The sequence below is a fragment of the Cupriavidus taiwanensis genome, assembly GCF_900250075.1.
Taxonomy (GTDB): Bacteria; Pseudomonadota; Gammaproteobacteria; order Burkholderiales; family Burkholderiaceae; genus Cupriavidus; species Cupriavidus taiwanensis_C.
Genome location: NZ_LT977071.1, coordinates 2,132,800 through 2,147,771 on the forward strand (window position 1 = coordinate 2,132,800; position 14,972 = coordinate 2,147,771).

Sequence of the window (14,972 nt, forward strand, 5' to 3'; positions counted from 1 at the left end):
ACCACGAGAGCCCCATGTTTGCGCAAGCCCTTTCCCGCCGGCTCGACCGGCGCGGCATCCACTACGCGTGGCTGGTTGCCGCCCTGACCTTCCTGGTGATGCTCACCACCTCGGCCGCGCTGGGCTTGCCCGGAGCCTTCCTGCAGCCGCTGACCAGGGAGATGGGCTGGAACACCGACCAGATCTCATCGATCCTGGCGTTCCGCTTCGCGCTGTTCGGGCTGATGGCGCCGTTTTCGGCGCTGCTGATGGACCGCTTCGGCGTGCGCAACGTAGTCTGTGCCGCACTGGCGCTGATTGCGGGCGGCATGGCGCTGGCCACTGTGTCGACCGAGCTGTGGCAGCTCTTTGTGGCATGGGGACTGATGCTGGGGGTCGGCTCCGGGCTGACTGCGCTGGTGCTGGCGGCCGTGGTCGCCAACCGCTGGTTCAGCGCGCGGCGCGGCCTGGTCATCGGCATCCTGACGGCCAGCGCCGCCACCGGGCAGCTGGCGTTCCTGCCGGTGGCGGCCTGGCTGATCGAACGGATGGGCTGGCGCGTGGCGGTGCTGCCGGTGCTGGCGGCGTGCGCGGTGCTGGCATTGCTGGTATTCGGCCTGATGCGCAGCCGGCCCGCCGATGTCGGCCTGGCCGCGTTCGGCGAAGTCCCGGCCTCCACGCCAGTGCCGCCCGCACCTCAGCCCGCTGTGCCGTTCACGCTGAGCGGCCCGTTCCGTGTGCTGCGCGACGCAGCGCGTACCCAGGCGTTCTGGGTGCTGGCCGGCACCTTCTTCATCTGCGGCCTGAGCACCAACGGCCTGATCCAGACCCATTTCATCGCGCTGTGCGGCGACTTCGGCATGGGTCCGGTACCGGCGGCCTCGGCACTGGCGATGATGGGCGCGTTCGATTTTGTCGGCACCATCCTGTCAGGCTGGCTCTCCGACCGCTACGACAGCCGCAAGCTGCTGTTCTGGTACTACGCGCTGCGCGGTTTGTCGCTGTTCTGGCTGCCCCATTCCACCTTCACGCTGTACGGACTGTCGATCTTTGCGATGTTCTACGGCCTGGACTGGATTGCCACCGTGCCGCCGACGGTCAAGCTGGCGGCCACGGCGTTCGGGCGCGAGCGCGCGCCGATGGTATTCGGCTGGATCTTCGCGGCACACCAGATCGGCGCGGCCGTGGCCGCGTTCGGCGCGGGCCTGAGCCGTACGCTGCTGCTGACCTATACGCCGGCGCTCTACGCGGCAGGCGCGGCCTGCCTGGTGGCCGCGCTGATGGCGCTGATGGTCAGCCGCCAGCGTGCGGGGGTGGCCACGGAGGGTGCGCGCGCCTGAGCAAGGCGAGGCGCTGTTCGCCTCAGAGCTGGCAGAGAAGGACGAAAACGAGAGAGTGCCGGCGCCATGTGCGCCGGCCATTCAGAATTTCGGGATGCGCAGGGTCTTGCTGACCATCAGCGTGCCCGACAGCGCGAACAGCAGCACCAGCGGATGCAGCACGGCGGGGCCTAATACCCATGCGCCGCCAGGCAGTTCACCGCCCAGCTGGCCTTGCGATGCGCACCAAGTCAGCACGGCAGTCAGCAGCACGCTGGTCGGGATGGGCGTGCCTTCGAAGTACGCCACCTTGCCGCTGTCGCTGCCGGCCGCCAGCGATTCGGCGGTGACGTTGAAGCGCGCCAGCCGGCTGACGCCGCAGCAGACAAAATAGATCAGCACCGCCAGGTCCCAGCCGCCGCGCATGCCGGCGGCAAAGGCCAGCGTGGCGGGGCCAACGCCGAACGAAATCACGTCGGCCAGCGAGTCCAGCTCGCGCCCCAGTGCCGAATGCGCATGGCGCCAGCGCGCGATGCGGCCGTCCAGCACGTCGAAGATAAAGGCCAGCGGCGCCAGCGCCGCGGCCGTATAGAAATGCGCCAGCTGCTGCTCCGCGACAAAAAACATCGCGAAGAACACCGACCCCATGCCGCAGGCCGCGTTGCCGAGCGTGAAGACATCGGCCAGCTGCAGTTCGCGCAGCATCGAGAAATGGCGGGGGCGTTCGGGCCGGGTGTTCATGGCGCGGGCTTACAGGACCTTGGACTCGTGGTGCACGTTGGGCGGCGCGGCAAAGGTTTCCGCAACCAGGCCGCGCCATTGCTGGAACTCCGGCGATTCGCGGAACAGCACCATATGGTCGTCCACGGTTTCCCAATCCACCACCAGCGTGTACTGGTCGGGTTGCTCGATCGAGCGGAACAACTGCACCCCGTGGCACCCATGCGAGCGCAGGAACAGCGGCGTGGCCTGGCTCACACCTTGTTCGAACTGCTTGTCCATGCCGGGCTTGATGGTGATTTGCGCGATTTCCTTGATCATGTCGTCGTGGCGATGAAGTGGTTGCCGGCGCCGGTCGGATACCGGCGAGTCTCTACTACCTTAGCACGATCGCGACGTCACTTGCCCGCGGCAAGCATTCCGTTACAAGCAGGGGTTAGCATCGTCCACCTTGCCTCGACCTGCCAAAACCGCCATGCGTCCGCCCCTGCCTGAATGCAGCATTGCGCTGCCCGCCCTGTACCTGGCCTGCCTGATGGGCTTGCCGTCCGGCGCGGATGCTGCAATGCAGCCATGCGACAGCCCCGCGACCGCGCTGGCCGATATCCGCAGCCCCGGCCAGGTCTCGCCGCTTGCCGGTCGCACGGTCGAAGTCCAGGCCATCGTCACGGCAGACTTCAGCGGCGACGGCGGCCTGCGCGGCTTCTTCCTGCAGACCGCGGACGCGCAACGCGTGCATCGGCCGGGCCTGCCCGAGGGACTGTTTGTCTACGCGCCACGCGCCCGGGCCAATGCGGGCGACATGGTGCGCGTGTCCGGAAGGATCGAAGAACGATTCGGACAAACGCAGCTGGTGCTGTCAGGTTCGCCCGTGGTGTGCGCGCAGGGCCTGTCCGTGGCGCCGCGGACGCTGACGCTGCCGCTTGCCAGCGAGTCGGACCTGGCTGCAATGGAGGGCATGCTGGTTCGCCTGCCGCAGACGCTGACGGTCAGCGATACCCATGAACTGGGCCGCTATGGCACGGTGGTGCTGAGCCACGGGCGCCCGCTCGCACCCACGCAACAGGCCCTGCCGGGACCAGCCGCGCGGCAAGCCGCGGCGGCCAACGCGCGCAACCGATTGTTGCTTGACGATGGCTCGACACGCCAGTTTCCCGCCGTGGTGCCCTACCCGTCCCCGCGCCTGTCGGCCGAACATCCGCTGCGCGCCGGCGATACCGTCACCGGCGTGCAGGGCGTGCTGGAGCGACGCCACGGACAGTGGCGGCTGCAGCCGGCGCGCGGTACCGGCGCACTGGGGTACCAACGCGCCAACCCGCGCCCCGCTCCCCCGCCGCGGCATCCCGCCACCGGGCTGCGCGTGGCGGCCTTCAACCTGCAGAACTACTTCAATGGCGATGGCCACGGCGGTGGCCTCGATGCGCCCGGCAACCGCGGCGCGCAGGACACGGCCGCGCTGGCACGGCAGCAGGCCAAGCTGGTGGCCGCGCTGCGCGGCCTGGACGCCGACGTGATCGGCCTGATGGAGGTCCAGAACAATGGCTACGGCCGGTCCGGCGCGATCCGCCAGCTGGCCACGCTGCTGGGGCCGGACTGGCGCGTGGCCGATCCCGGCACCCCCGCGCTCGGCGCCGATGCCATCGCCGTGGGGCTGCTGTACAACGCGCGCACCGCGCTGCCCGCCGGCCGGGTGGCCACCACATGGCTGGGCGAGCGCAGCCGCCAGCCGCTCGCGGCCACCTTCCGCGCCGCGGCGGGTGGCGCGACGGTGACGGTGGTGGTCAACCATTTCAAATCCAAGAACTGCGTCGAGGCTGCCGGCGCGCAAGCCGACCAGGGCGACAGCCAGGGCTGCTGGAATCCCGCGCGCGTACAGGCCGCCGACACCCTGGCCCGCTGGCTGGGCACCGCGCCGACCGGCGTCGCCGACGCGGGCGTGCTGGTGATCGGCGACCTGAACAGCTACGCGATGGAAGACCCGATACGCCTGCTGGCGCGGCGCGGCTACGCCGACCTGGTGGCGCGCTTTGCCGGTCCGAACGCCTACAGCTACGTCTACGCGGCGCAGGCCGGCTACCTGGACCATGTACTCGCCGACGCCACGGCCGCGGCCCACGTGGTGGCCGTACATGCGTGGCATATCAATGCCGACGAGCCCGTGGCCTTCTCCTATGCCACAGCCCCGGGCTCAAGCGCCGCGCCGGCCTTCTATGCGCCCGACCCGTACCGGTCTTCCGATCACGACCCTTTGGTGGTCGACTTCGCCAGCAGCCCGCGCGCCAGGTAGAGCACCACCAGCAGGTTGGCCGCGGCCAGCGTGCCGTGCAGCCAGCTGGGATGGAACAGGGCCTCGTACAGTTCCAGCGGAATGTAGATGCCGCCCGACCATACCCCAAGCCAATTGCCCCAGGCCAGCCCGCGCCACAACCCATAAGCCTCGGCAAAGCGCATCAGCGCATAGACCGCGGCGGACCCGCCGATGGCCCACAGGCGCGCATTGTCGGGATGCTCGAGCAGCGACAGGAAGATGGTGGGATAGCGGCTGGCCGGATTGACATGCCAGCGCTGGATGATGGCTTCGGCCAGCGCCTGGGCATCGCGATGCAGCAGGGCAGCCAGGCCCAGCCCGGCCACGATCACCAGCAGCCCCTTGGCCGCTTCGAACAACGCAATGCTCCTGAGGCCCAGTGCGCCCTGCTTTGCCATGCGGTATCTCCGGTCGATGCAAGATCTGCAAAGCCGGTATTGTGCAATATCGCCAAACGCGAGGGCTGGGTGGGCCCCGGGCGCGCCGCCTACGGGCGTGACTTCTGGTAAGTGCCGATCAGTTCCGCCTTGGCCAGCACGTGGCTTTGCATCGATCGCTCCAGGGCGGCCTTGTCCGGCTTGCCGATGTCGGGCAGTGCCACATCCAGGGCATAGAGCTTGAAGACATAGCGGTGCCGGCCGACCGGCGGACACGGGCCGCCGTAGCCCGCGCGGTGCCAGTCGTTGAGCCCTTCGCGCGTGCCAGCCGGGAGCCCCGCCCTGGCGATGTCGGCGGGAAGCGCGGCGGTGTCGGCCGGCAGGTTGTAGAGCACCCAGTGGACCCAGGTCATCTTCGGCGCGGCCGGGTCGGGCGCGTCCGGGTCGTCGACGATCAGCGCCAGGCTTGCCGTGCCGGGCGGCAGGCCGCTCCAGGCCAGCGGCGGAGAGATATCGGCGCCCTCGCAGGTGTGCAGGGCCGGGATCGCGCCGCCCGGGGCAAATGCAGTCGATTGCAGCTGGAACGGCATACGGGCCTCCCTGGAGGCAATGCGCAATGGCTCCAACTTAGGCCGGATCGGTGCCGCGCGCAAGGCGCCGCGCTGCGATGGCGGCGGCTCGGCCTCGAGCAGCGCCTTGAGCCGGCGCACCGCTTCGGTGGACTCGGCCTGCAACTGGTCGCGCAGCATCAGGCGATTGATCAGCGCAAACAGCAACGTCGGCGAACGGTAGTGGAATTCGCGCTCGAAGCGCGTGCGTTCGGCCGCCGGCGTCAGCGAGGGGGGGATGGCGGGCGTCAGCCGGTAGGTGATGGTGCCGACGCGGCGCCCCGCGGCCACGCCCTCGATCGACCACATGCGCGGCCGCTGGCTTTCGATCACCGTCCAGACCACCACGCCGCCGCGGCGCGCCAGCATGAACGTTTCGGCGACGCGCTCGCCGCGCTCCAGCGGATGGTCGGTGGCGCCCGCCACGCCGAGCGAGGCCGGATGCCAGGCGGGCCAGTGCCGCGGGGTCGCGACAAAATCGAAGACCAGCGCCAGCGGGCGCGCGATCACTACCTCGTCATGGATGGCGGTGCGGTCCAGCCCCGGCAGCGGTGCCAGCAGCGCGCCCACCGTGGCCGCGGCGAAGACGAAACCCCAGAGCAGTTTCCTGTGTCGGACAAGCATGGCAGCGGGACCGGACGCAACCGGGACGCACCCGTGCATCCCTGGCGCATGGCGCGATGCTTACAGTGTAGTGACTGCCCGGCATCGCGCCAGTCCCGTGCGTGGCTCAGCGCGCCACCGGGGCGGCGGCGCCCTCGGCCGCAGGCGCCGCGGCCACGGATGCCGGCAGCGGTCCCCAGCCTCCGCCCAGGCGACGCACCAGCGAAACCGTGGCGGCCGCGCGCAGGCCGGCAACCTGGTTGGCCTCGCGCTGCGACTGCAGCACGGTGCGGTCGGCATCGATCACCGTCAGGTAGTCGACCGCGCCAGCATCGTAACGGCTGCGCGAGATGCGCGCCGCGCGCCTGGCGCCGCCGAGTGCGCTGTCCAGCGCGCCGGCCTGCTGGCTGAGCCAGCGCACGTCCGCGAGGCTGTCTTCCACCTCGCGGAAGGCCACCAGCACGGTCTGGCGGTAGCTCGCCACCGCTTCCTCGTGAGCGGCACGGGCGCCGGCCAGGTTGGCGCTGTTGCGGCCACCGTCGAACACGGTCTGCGCGATGCTGGATCCGATCAGCGGGCCCAGCATCCAGGTGCGCGAGGACCACTTGAACAGGTTGGACAGGTCGGCCGATTCAAAGCCGAACAGCCCCGTCAGCGTGATGCGCGGAAAAAACGCGGCCTTGGCCACGCCGATGCGCGCGTTGGCCGCTGCCATCTGGCGCTCCGCCGCGGCGATGTCCGGGCGCCGCTCCAGCAGCTCGGACGGCAGCCCGGCGGGGACCGCCACCGGCGCGGCATCGAACGGCCTCGCCGGCAGCGAGAACGCCGCCGGCGGCACGCCGGTCAGCACCGCCAGGGCATGCTCCTGGTTGGCGCGGCGGCGCTCGATGCCAGCCAGGTCGGCACGCGCGGTCCCAAGTTCCGCTTCGGCACGCGCCGGATCGAGGTCGGTGGTTTCCCCGGCGTCATAGCGCTTCTTCAGCAGCGACAGCGCATCCTCGCGCAGCTTGATGGTGGCGTTGAGCAGGTTGCGCTCGCTGTCCAGCGTGCGCAGCGCGAAATACGCCTGGGCCACGTCGGCCTGCAGTGCCAGCTGCACCGAGCGGTACAGGTCTTCCGCGGCTTGGCCGTCGGCGCGGGCAGCGTTGACGCTCGACGCGACGCGGCCGAACAAGTCCAGCTCATAGCTGGCAAAGGCACGCGCCTTCAGCACCGTTTGCGGCGGCACGCGGGTGCCGTCGGGCAGGCCCTGCGACGCCGCCGACGGCTGCGAGCGGGTGGGGTCCAGCCCCACGCTGAGCTGCGGGTAAAGGTCCGCCTCGGTGGCGCCGGTGAAGGCGCGCGCCTGCTTCAGGCGCGCCGCGGCGATGGCGAGATCCTGGTTGGATTCACCGGCGGCAGCGATCAGGCGGTCCAGTTCGGCGTCGCCGAAGATCTTCCACCATTCGCCGCGGTGCAGGCCCTCGGCCGGCGTCGCGGTCTTCCATTGCGCGCCTTCGGCCTGGGCGGCCTCGGCTTCCTTGAAGGCCGGCACGGTGGCCGTCTCCGGCACCTTGTAGGTTGGCGCGAGCGAGCAGCCGGCCAGCACCAGCGCGGCGGCCAGCGTGGCGATTCGGGGCAGCTGCCTTGAGATCTGGGCAATCATGTTCATTCCTTGACTGTTCTGTGCTCTGGCGGTATCAACGCCGCCGAGGTAGCTCCCCTCTCCCGCTTGCGGGAGAGGGGTTGGGGGAGAGGGTCGGCTTGTATGACGAAGTGAAGCGCGTCAGTACTGCAAGCGCCTGCCCTCTCCCCCGCCCCTCTCCCAGAGGGAGAGGGGAGCAAACAAGCGCTATTCTGCGGACGCCATCGCCTGGTGTTCCACCGACGCCGACGACTTGCGCCGCTGGCCGCGCGTTGCCAGCAGCCGCAGCGCCACGTAGAACACCGGCGTCAGGAACAGCCCGAAGAAGGTCACGCCAAGCATGCCGGCGAACACCGCCACACCCATTGCATGACGCATCTCGGCGCCGGCGCCGGTGGAGACCACCAGCGGCACCACGCCCATGATGAACGCGAACGATGTCATCAGGATCGGACGCAGGCGCAGGCGGCTGGCCTCGATCGCGGCCTGCACCACGGTGCGGCCGTGGTGCTCCAGCTCGCGCGCAAACTCGACGATCAGGATCGCGTTCTTCGCTGACAAGCCGACCAGCACGATGAAGCCGATCTGCGTGAAGATGTTGTTGTCGCCCTGCGTCAGCCACACCCCGGTCATTGCCGCCAGCAGGCTCATCGGCACGATCAGGATCACCGCCAGCGGCAGCGTCAGGCTCTCGTACTGGGCAGCCAGCACCAGGAACACCAGCAGCACGCACAGCGGGAAGATCCAGATCCCCGCATTGCCCGCCAGGATGTCCTGGTAGGTCAGCTCGGTCCATTCGAACTTGATGCCCTTCGGCAACGTTTCGGCGGCGATGCGCTCGGCGGCGGCCTGTGCCTGGCCCGACGAGAAGCCGGGCGCGGGCCCGCCGTTCATGTCGGCGGCGGTAAAGCCGTTGTAGCGCACCACGCTGTCCGGACCGAAGCCCTGCTTGACCTGCACCAGCGACGACAGCGGCACCATGTCGCCGGCGGCGTTGCGCGTCTTCAGTTGCAGGATGTCCTCGGCATGGGCGCGGAACGGTGCGTCGGCCTGCACCTTGACCTGGTAGGTCCGGCCGAACTTGTTGAAATCATTGACGTACGCCGAGCCCAGGTAGGTCTGCAGCGTGTCGAACACATCCGTCACCGGCACGCCCAGCTGCTTGGCCTTGACGCGGTCCAGCCTGACGTCGAGCTGCGGCACGTTGACCTGGTAGTTGCTGAAGATGCCGCTCAGCTCAGGCGTGGCGCGCGCCTTGTTGGCGAATGCGTTGGTGGCTTCGAACAGCGCCTCATAGCCCAGCGCGGCACGGTCCTCGATCATCAGCTTGAAGCCGCCGATGGTGCCCAGGCCCTGCACGGGCGGCGGCGGGAACACCGCGATAAAGGCATCCTGGATCGCCGCGTACTTCTGGTTCAGCTCGGCCGCGATGGCCGCGCCACCCAGCTCGGCGCTCTTGCGGTCCTCGAACGGCTTGAGCGTGGCGAACACGATGCCGGCGCTCGGGCTGTTGGTGAAGCCGTTGATCGACAGGCCCGGGAAGGCCACCGCCGATTCCACGCCCGGATGCTTGAGCGCGATGTCGCTCATCTTGCGGATCACGTCTTCGGTGCGGTCCAGCGTGGCGCCGTCAGGCAGCTTGGCAAAGCCCACCAGGTACTGCTTGTCCTGCGCCGGCACGAAGCCCTTGGGCACCAGCTGGAACACACCCCAGGTCAGCGCCAGCATCACCGCGTACACGCCGAACACCGAGCCCTTGCGGCGGATCACGCCCTTCACGCCGCGACCGTAGCTCTCGGCGCTGCGGCCGAAGAACTTGTTGAAGCGCTTGAAGAAACCGCCGAAGACGCGGTCCATCCAGCGCGACAGCCAGTCCTTGGGCGCGTCGTGGCTCTTGAGCAGCAGCGCCGACAGCGCCGGCGACAGTGTCAGCGAGTTGAACGCCGAGATGATGGTCGAGATCGAGATGGTCAGCGCGAACTGCTTGTAGAACTGCCCGGTCAGGCCGGTCATGAAGGCCAGCGGCACGAACACGGCGATCAGCGTCAGCGCAATGGCGATGATGGGGCCGCTGACCTCGCGCATGGCCTTGTAGGTGGCCTCCTTCGGCGTCAGCCCTTCCTCGATATTGCGCTCGACGTTCTCCACCACCACGATCGCGTCATCGACCACGATGCCGATCGCCAGCACCAGCCCGAACAGCGACAGCGCATTGATCGAGAAGCCGAACAGGTGCATCAGCCCGAAGGTACCGACGATCGACACCGGCACCGCCAGCAGCGGGATGATCGACGCGCGCCAGGTCTGCAGGAACAGGATCACCACCAGCACCACCAGCGCGATCGCCTCGAACAGCGTGTGCGTCACCGCCTCGATCGAGTGGCGCACGAACTGCGTCGGGTCATAGACGATGCTGTAGTCGATGCCGTCGGGGAAGTTCTGCTTCAGTTCTTCCATGGTCTTGCGCACGTCATCCGAGATCTGGATGGCGTTGGAACCAGGCGCCTGGAAGATGGGAATCGCCACCGCGGGCTTGTTGTCCAGCAGCGAGCGCAAGGCGTATTCCGACGCGCCCAGCTCGATCCGGGCGACGTCCTTCAGGTAGGTCACGGCGCCGTCGGCGGAGGTGCGCACGACGATATCGCCGAACTCTTCCACCGTGCTCAGGCGGCCCTGCGCATTGACCGACAGCTGCAGGTCCGCGCCCGGCAGCGACGGCGACTGGCCGATCACGCCGGCCGCCACCTGCACGTTCTGCTCGCGGATGGCCTTGATCACGTCGCCGGTGGCAAGCTGGCGCTCGGCCATCTTTTCCGGGTTGAGCCACACGCGCATGGCGTAGTCGCCCGAGCCGAACAGCTGCACCTGGCCCACGCCCTGCAAGCGCGCCAGCCGGTCCTTGACGTTGATCACCGCGTAATTGCGCAGGTAGGTCATGTCATAGCGGTCGTTGGGCGAGACCAGGTGGACCACCATGGTCAGGTCGGGCGAGCTCTTGACCGTGGTGATGCCAAGCCGCCGCACGTCTTCCGGCAGGCGCGGCTCGGCCTGCGAGACGCGGTTCTGCACCAGCTGCTGCGCCTTGTCGGGGTCGGTGCCCAGCTTGAAGGTCACGGTCAGCGTGAGCAGGCCGTCGCTGTTGGACTGCGACGACATGTACAGCATGTCCTCGACGCCGTTGATCTGCTCCTCCAGCGGCGACGCCACGGTTTCGGCGATCACCTTGGGGTTGGCGCCCGGATACTGCGCGCGCACCACCACCGACGGCGGCACCACTTCCGGGTACTCCGAGATCGGCAGCTTGAACATCGAGATGGCACCGATCAGGAAGATCAGCACCGACAGCACCCCCGCGAAGATGGGGCGGTCGATAAAGAATTTCGAGAGATTCATGTTGGTCTCTGCTAAAAGCGCCCCCCTGGCGGCCCGCTTGTGGCGGGCACCATCAACTGCCTGGGGAGCGATGCAAAACTAGGGGCGCTGGCAACACGCCACATCAAGCAAGGCCGGCGGTTATGGATGCTCCAACGCCGCCCGGGCTTGTCTGGGCTGGTACTCCCTCTCCCCTCACGGGGACGGGGAGCAAACCCTCAGCAAGCGTTCATGGCGCTCAACTCACCGGCTTCACGTCCGCATCGCCCTTCTCGCTCGCGGCCTGCTTGCGGTCAGGCGCCGCCGGGCGCGGCTCCAGTTCGCTGCGGTAGGCCATGGCCACCACCTTGGGCTGCACCGTGTCGCCCGGCCGCACGCGCTGCAGGCCATTGACCACGATGTTCTCGCCCGGCTTCAGCCCCTTGCGGACCACACGCAGGCCTTCATAGTTGGGCCCGAGTTCGACTTCGCGGTAGACCAGCTTGTTGGCCTTGTCGACCACCAGCACGAACTTCTTGCCCTGGTCGGTGCCGACCGACCGGTCGTTGACCAGCACCGCCGCATGCGGCGCGCCGCCGCCCATCTTGACCTTGGCGTACAGGCCCGGCAGCAGGCGGCCGTCGTCGTTGTCGAACACCGCGCGCACGCGGATGGTGCCGCTGCGCGTATCGAGCCGGTTGTCGACCGACTGGATCTTGCCCTGGTGCGGATGGCCGTCTTCGTTGGCCAGGCCGAGGTAGACCGGCAGGTTGGCCTGCCCGCCACCGGCACCGGGAGCGGTGTAGCGCAAATAGCTCTGCTCGTCGATCTCGAAGCTGGCGTAGATCGGCGACACCGACACCACCGTGGTCAGCGGCGGCGTCGCCGCGCCGGGCGCCACCAGGTTGCCCACCGTGATCTCGGCGCGCGACACGCGGCCGGACACCGGCGCGGTGATGCGGGTGTAGGCCAGGTTCAGGCGCGCGGTTTCCAGCTGGGCCTGGGCGGCGCGCACGTTGGCGCCGGTTTCGCGCGCGGCATGGATGCGCTCGTCGAACTCGCGCCGCGAGATGGCGTTGTCGTCCAGCAGGCGCTGCGCGCGTTCGCCTTCGCTCTTGGCATGCGCCGCACGCACCTGCGCCGCAGCCAGCGCGGCCTCGGCGCGTGCCACTTCCGCGGCATAAGGCCGCGGGTCGATGGTGAAGAGCGGATCGCCCTTCTTCACCAGCGCGCCTTCGCGGAAGTGCACGGCGTCGATGGTGCCGCCGACGCGCGGGCGGATTTCCACCCGGTCCACCGCTTCCAGGCGGCCGGAGAATTCATCCCACTCGGTGATGGTCTGCCCGACCACCGCGGCCACCTCGATGGCCGGTGCCGGCGGCGGCGTGTTGGCGTGGGCTTCGCCGCTGTGCCACGGGCGCAGGATCGAACCGGCCACGCCGGCACCGAGCACCACGACGATGGCGAGGGCAATCAGGGTACGTCGCTTCTGCTGCTGCATTTCTCAAACTCCTGGATCGGGTTTTCTTCAACCGGAAAAGCAAATGGCCGAACGCCGCCTGCCGGTCCGCGCGGGCGGATCGGAACCATGGTCAAACTGATGGTCGGACTTGGGACCGCGCGCATCACGGCGCGCCGCGGTCCTGGCTCTGGCCGAAACAGAGCCGGCTGGCGGTTGTCTGGAGCGGCTCAGCCGGCGGGCTTGGCTCCAGGCCGGCTGGCGTTGGCGCCAGCGCAGCGTTCAGTCAAGGTGAGGTAGCGTCGGCCACGGCCAGACATCGCCGCAGGAACCGCGCCCCTTCGTCGACCCATGCCTGACAGCTGTCATGGGCCTCTTCCACGCCGTCGCCGCAGGCGCCGGGCATGATCATGGCTTGGGCCGGCACACCGGCCTTGCCCAGGCGCCCGGCGAAGGCTTCGCCTTCGGCACGCAGCGCGTCGTGTTCGGCCACCTGCACCAGCGTGGGCGGCAGCCCGGCCAGGCGCGAGGCCAGTGCCGGCGCCGCATACGGATGCACCGTATCAGCCGGCGTCGGCAGGTAATCGCGATAGTTGTCCGCCAGCCGGCGCAGCGTTTCCATCGGCACCGTGCCGCCGCCAAACCCAGCGCAGGAGGCATGCTGCAGGCACGGGTCGGTCACCGGCCGGATCAGCCACTGGCCGCGCGGCTGGGCGGTGCCGCGGTCGCGCAGCATCTGCGCCAGCGCGATCGCCAGGTTGCCGCCGGCTTCCTCGCCCACCAGCGCGAAGCGGGTCTTGTCCACCTTCAGGCGCCGGGCATTGCGCAATACCCACTGCACGGTGCTGTGCGCATCCTCGGGCGCCGCCGGGAACGGGTGGTCGGGCGCCAGCGAATACGCCGGCGTAACCACCACCGCGGGCACCGTCGTGGCCAGGTCCTGCACCAGGTGGCAGGCATGCTCCAGGCCGCCGTCGACGAAGCCGCCGGCGTGCAGGTACACCAGCCAGGGCAGCAGCGCGGCGCTGTCGAGGCCCGGTGCCGGGTAGCCCGGCGGATAGCACACCCGCACCAGGATCTCGCGGCCGTCGCTGGTCACCGTGTGCTCGGCCACGCGCGCCTGTCCCGGCCCGGCTGCCGCGGGGGCAGTGGCGGCGCTGGCGGCTGCGGAGCGTTGGCCTGGCTTCTGTGACATGGCATCGGCGCACGACATGACAATGCGCTTGAGTGTTGCGATGCAACGGATTATGGTGATTGACGAGGATGGGATAAAGCGAGAGATCGCCAATGCACTGTTCCGGGATTGGAATAATCGCAAACCGGCCTGTCATGCGTCTGAAAACCGAAATCCCCACGCATGACAAGGTCTTGGATTTTGTGATTCACTCCCGCTCTCGGCACGCGCGGCGGTTGGCCAGGCCGTTGCGCGCCCGGCCCGTGGGTGGACTCCCCGCGGCGCCGGACGCCTGACTGAATTCAGGCCGGCATCGCGCCCAGCCAGCGCGCCTCCAGTGCCAGCAGCCGGCAGACTCCCCATCACAACAACAACAGGCCGCGTGCGCCACGAGCGCGGGCGGCACGCCGTTCGGATCTATCGTCGGAACCTCATCATGGACCGTCTCGTATCAATGCAGGCATTCACCCGGGTCGTCGACGTCGGCAGCTTTGCGCGTGCCGCCGAGTCGATGGACCTGCCCAAGGCCACGCTGACCCGCCTGATCCAGAACCTGGAAACCCACCTCGGCGTGAAGCTGCTGCACCGGACCACGCGCCGCATCAGCGTGACCAACGATGGCGCCGCGTACTACGAACGGTGCGTGCGCATCCTGGCCGATGTCGAGGAGGCCGAGCAGTCGCTGACGCGCCAGAACAACTCGCCACGCGGCACGCTGTCGGTCGACACCACCGCCGGGCTGGCGCAACTGGTGCTGGTGCCGCACCTGCATGAATTCTTCCAGGCCTATCCGGACCTGAAGCTGGAACTGACCATCAACGGCAAGCCGATCGACCTGCTGCAGGAAGGCGTCGACGTGGTGCTGCGCGTCGGCATACCGCTGGATGAAGCCATGGTGGCCCGCCGCATCGGCCACGTGCAGCTGGCGTTCTACGCGTCGCCGATCTACCTGAACCGCGCCGGCACCCCGCATGACCTGGCCGAGCTGGCGCAGCACAAGGCCGTCAATTTCCTCTCCAACCGCACCGGCCGGGAAATGCCCTGGCCGCTGGCGCGAGGCACGGAGCGCGGCGAGGTGCTGCTGCCCTCCGCCATTTCGACCAACGACGCGGATGTCTATCTTGGCTGCGCGCTGGAAGGCCACGGCATCGCCCGCATCTCGCGCGCCATGGCCGAGCCCTATGTGGCCAGCGGCAGGCTGGTGGAAATCCTGGCCGACTGGCAGACCGATGAGCTGCCGATCTCGGCGATGTATCCGCAGAACCGGCACCTGTCGGCCAAGGTGCGGGTGTTCGTGAACTGGGCCGCGGAGCTGTTCTCGCGCCATCCGCATTTTGGTGCGGCACAGCAGCCGCTGCCCGTGGCGGCCTGAATGGTTGCATGGCCGACCTGCGCGACTAACCTGCGCTGGCGCGATCCGCCAGCGGCGCGTATGCCAGGCGGCATGTAG

11 protein-coding genes are annotated in these 14,972 nt (G+C 68.7%); 3 read left to right on the forward strand and 8 right to left on the reverse strand.

From position 1 onward, the window contains the following. The first annotated feature begins 14 nt into the window (after positions 1-14). A complete protein-coding gene (locus tag CBM2588_RS25970; protein ID WP_115683141.1) occupies positions 15-1,319 on the forward strand; it encodes an MFS transporter in 1,305 nt (434 codons plus the stop codon). An 81-nt stretch (positions 1,320-1,400) separates the two neighbouring features. Here the strand turns inward: CBM2588_RS25970 and CBM2588_RS25975 are convergent, their stop codons facing one another. Together CBM2588_RS25975 and CBM2588_RS25980 are read right to left on the reverse strand one after the other, a co-directional pair. Further along, positions 1,401-2,039 (reverse strand): CDP-alcohol phosphatidyltransferase family protein, encoded by a 639-nt coding sequence (locus tag CBM2588_RS25975; RefSeq protein WP_115683142.1) that lies wholly within the window; start codon positions 2,037-2,039, stop codon positions 1,401-1,403. Between the two features lie 9 nt (positions 2,040-2,048). Then, positions 2,049-2,339 (reverse strand): antibiotic biosynthesis monooxygenase family protein, encoded by a 291-nt coding sequence (locus tag CBM2588_RS25980; RefSeq protein ID WP_115683143.1) that lies wholly within the window; start codon positions 2,337-2,339, stop codon positions 2,049-2,051. A 154-nt stretch (positions 2,340-2,493) separates the two neighbouring features. Between CBM2588_RS25980 and CBM2588_RS25985 the strand changes: the two genes are divergently transcribed. Further along, positions 2,494-4,305, forward strand: a complete 1,812-nt coding sequence (locus tag CBM2588_RS25985; protein ID WP_115683144.1) for an ExeM/NucH family extracellular endonuclease — start codon at positions 2,494-2,496, stop codon at positions 4,303-4,305. Here CBM2588_RS25985 and CBM2588_RS25990 read toward each other — a convergent pair. From CBM2588_RS25990 to CBM2588_RS26015, 6 genes are all read right to left on the reverse strand, one after another. Then, positions 4,257-4,724 carry a DUF2127 domain-containing protein gene (locus CBM2588_RS25990; protein ID WP_115683145.1) on the reverse strand — a complete coding sequence of 156 codons (468 nt, stop codon included), beginning with the start codon at positions 4,722-4,724 and terminating at the stop codon, positions 4,257-4,259. The two genes, CBM2588_RS25985 and CBM2588_RS25990, sit on opposite strands and share 49 nt — an antisense overlap. Positions 4,725-4,813: 89 nt before the next feature. Beyond that, on the reverse strand, positions 4,814-5,935 hold the full coding sequence (locus tag CBM2588_RS31705; RefSeq protein WP_115683146.1) for a YbhB/YbcL family Raf kinase inhibitor-like protein: 1,122 nt from the start codon (positions 5,933-5,935) through the stop codon (positions 4,814-4,816). Positions 5,936-6,041: 106 nt separating this feature from the next. Then, positions 6,042-7,559 (reverse strand): efflux transporter outer membrane subunit, encoded by a 1,518-nt coding sequence (locus CBM2588_RS26000; RefSeq protein WP_172581831.1) that lies wholly within the window; start codon positions 7,557-7,559, stop codon positions 6,042-6,044. A 186-nt stretch (positions 7,560-7,745) separates the two neighbouring features. Beyond that, a complete protein-coding gene (locus tag CBM2588_RS26005; RefSeq protein WP_115683148.1) occupies positions 7,746-10,931 on the reverse strand; it encodes an efflux RND transporter permease subunit in 3,186 nt (1,061 codons plus the stop codon). 217 nt (positions 10,932-11,148) lie between these two features. Further along, positions 11,149-12,390: an efflux RND transporter periplasmic adaptor subunit gene (locus tag CBM2588_RS26010; protein ID WP_115683149.1), complete on the reverse strand. Its 1,242-nt coding sequence runs from the start codon at positions 12,388-12,390 to the stop codon at positions 11,149-11,151. A 244-nt stretch (positions 12,391-12,634) separates the two neighbouring features. Further along, a complete protein-coding gene (locus tag CBM2588_RS26015; RefSeq protein WP_115683736.1) occupies positions 12,635-13,543 on the reverse strand; it encodes an alpha/beta hydrolase in 909 nt (302 codons plus the stop codon). Positions 13,544-13,958: 415 nt separating this feature from the next. On the opposite strand from CBM2588_RS26015, the gene CBM2588_RS26020 reads away from it, so the two are divergent. Continuing rightward, the gene (locus CBM2588_RS26020; RefSeq protein ID WP_115683150.1) at positions 13,959-14,894 is read left to right on the forward strand and encodes a LysR family transcriptional regulator; all 936 of its coding nucleotides are present in this window, start codon (positions 13,959-13,961) and stop codon (positions 14,892-14,894) included. Positions 14,895-14,972 lie beyond the last annotated feature (78 nt).

Excerpts from the sequence above, each read along its gene's own strand:
- CBM2588_RS26020 (WP_115683150.1), top strand. The coding sequence starts at position 13,959 with ATGGACCGTCTCGTATCAATGCAGGCATTCACCCGGGTCGTCGACGTC.
- CBM2588_RS25970 (WP_115683141.1), top strand. The coding sequence starts at position 15 with ATGTTTGCGCAAGCCCTTTCCCGCCGGCTCGACCGGCGCGGCATCCAC.
- CBM2588_RS26015 (WP_115683736.1), bottom strand. The coding sequence starts at position 13,543 with ATGTCACAGAAGCCAGGCCAACGCTCCGCAGCCGCCAGCGCCGCCACT.
- CBM2588_RS26010 (WP_115683149.1), bottom strand. The coding sequence starts at position 12,390 with ATGCAGCAGCAGAAGCGACGTACCCTGATTGCCCTCGCCATCGTCGTG.
- CBM2588_RS31705 (WP_115683146.1), bottom strand. The coding sequence starts at position 5,935 with ATGCTTGTCCGACACAGGAAACTGCTCTGGGGTTTCGTCTTCGCCGCG.
- CBM2588_RS25975 (WP_115683142.1), bottom strand. The coding sequence starts at position 2,039 with ATGAACACCCGGCCCGAACGCCCCCGCCATTTCTCGATGCTGCGCGAA.
- CBM2588_RS26000 (WP_172581831.1), bottom strand. The coding sequence starts at position 7,559 with ATGATTGCCCAGATCTCAAGGCAGCTGCCCCGAATCGCCACGCTGGCC.
- CBM2588_RS26005 (WP_115683148.1), bottom strand. The coding sequence starts at position 10,931 with ATGAATCTCTCGAAATTCTTTATCGACCGCCCCATCTTCGCGGGGGTG.
- CBM2588_RS25985 (WP_115683144.1), top strand. The coding sequence starts at position 2,494 with ATGCGTCCGCCCCTGCCTGAATGCAGCATTGCGCTGCCCGCCCTGTAC.
- CBM2588_RS25990 (WP_115683145.1), bottom strand. The coding sequence starts at position 4,724 with ATGGCAAAGCAGGGCGCACTGGGCCTCAGGAGCATTGCGTTGTTCGAA.
- CBM2588_RS25980 (WP_115683143.1), bottom strand. The coding sequence starts at position 2,339 with ATGATCAAGGAAATCGCGCAAATCACCATCAAGCCCGGCATGGACAAG.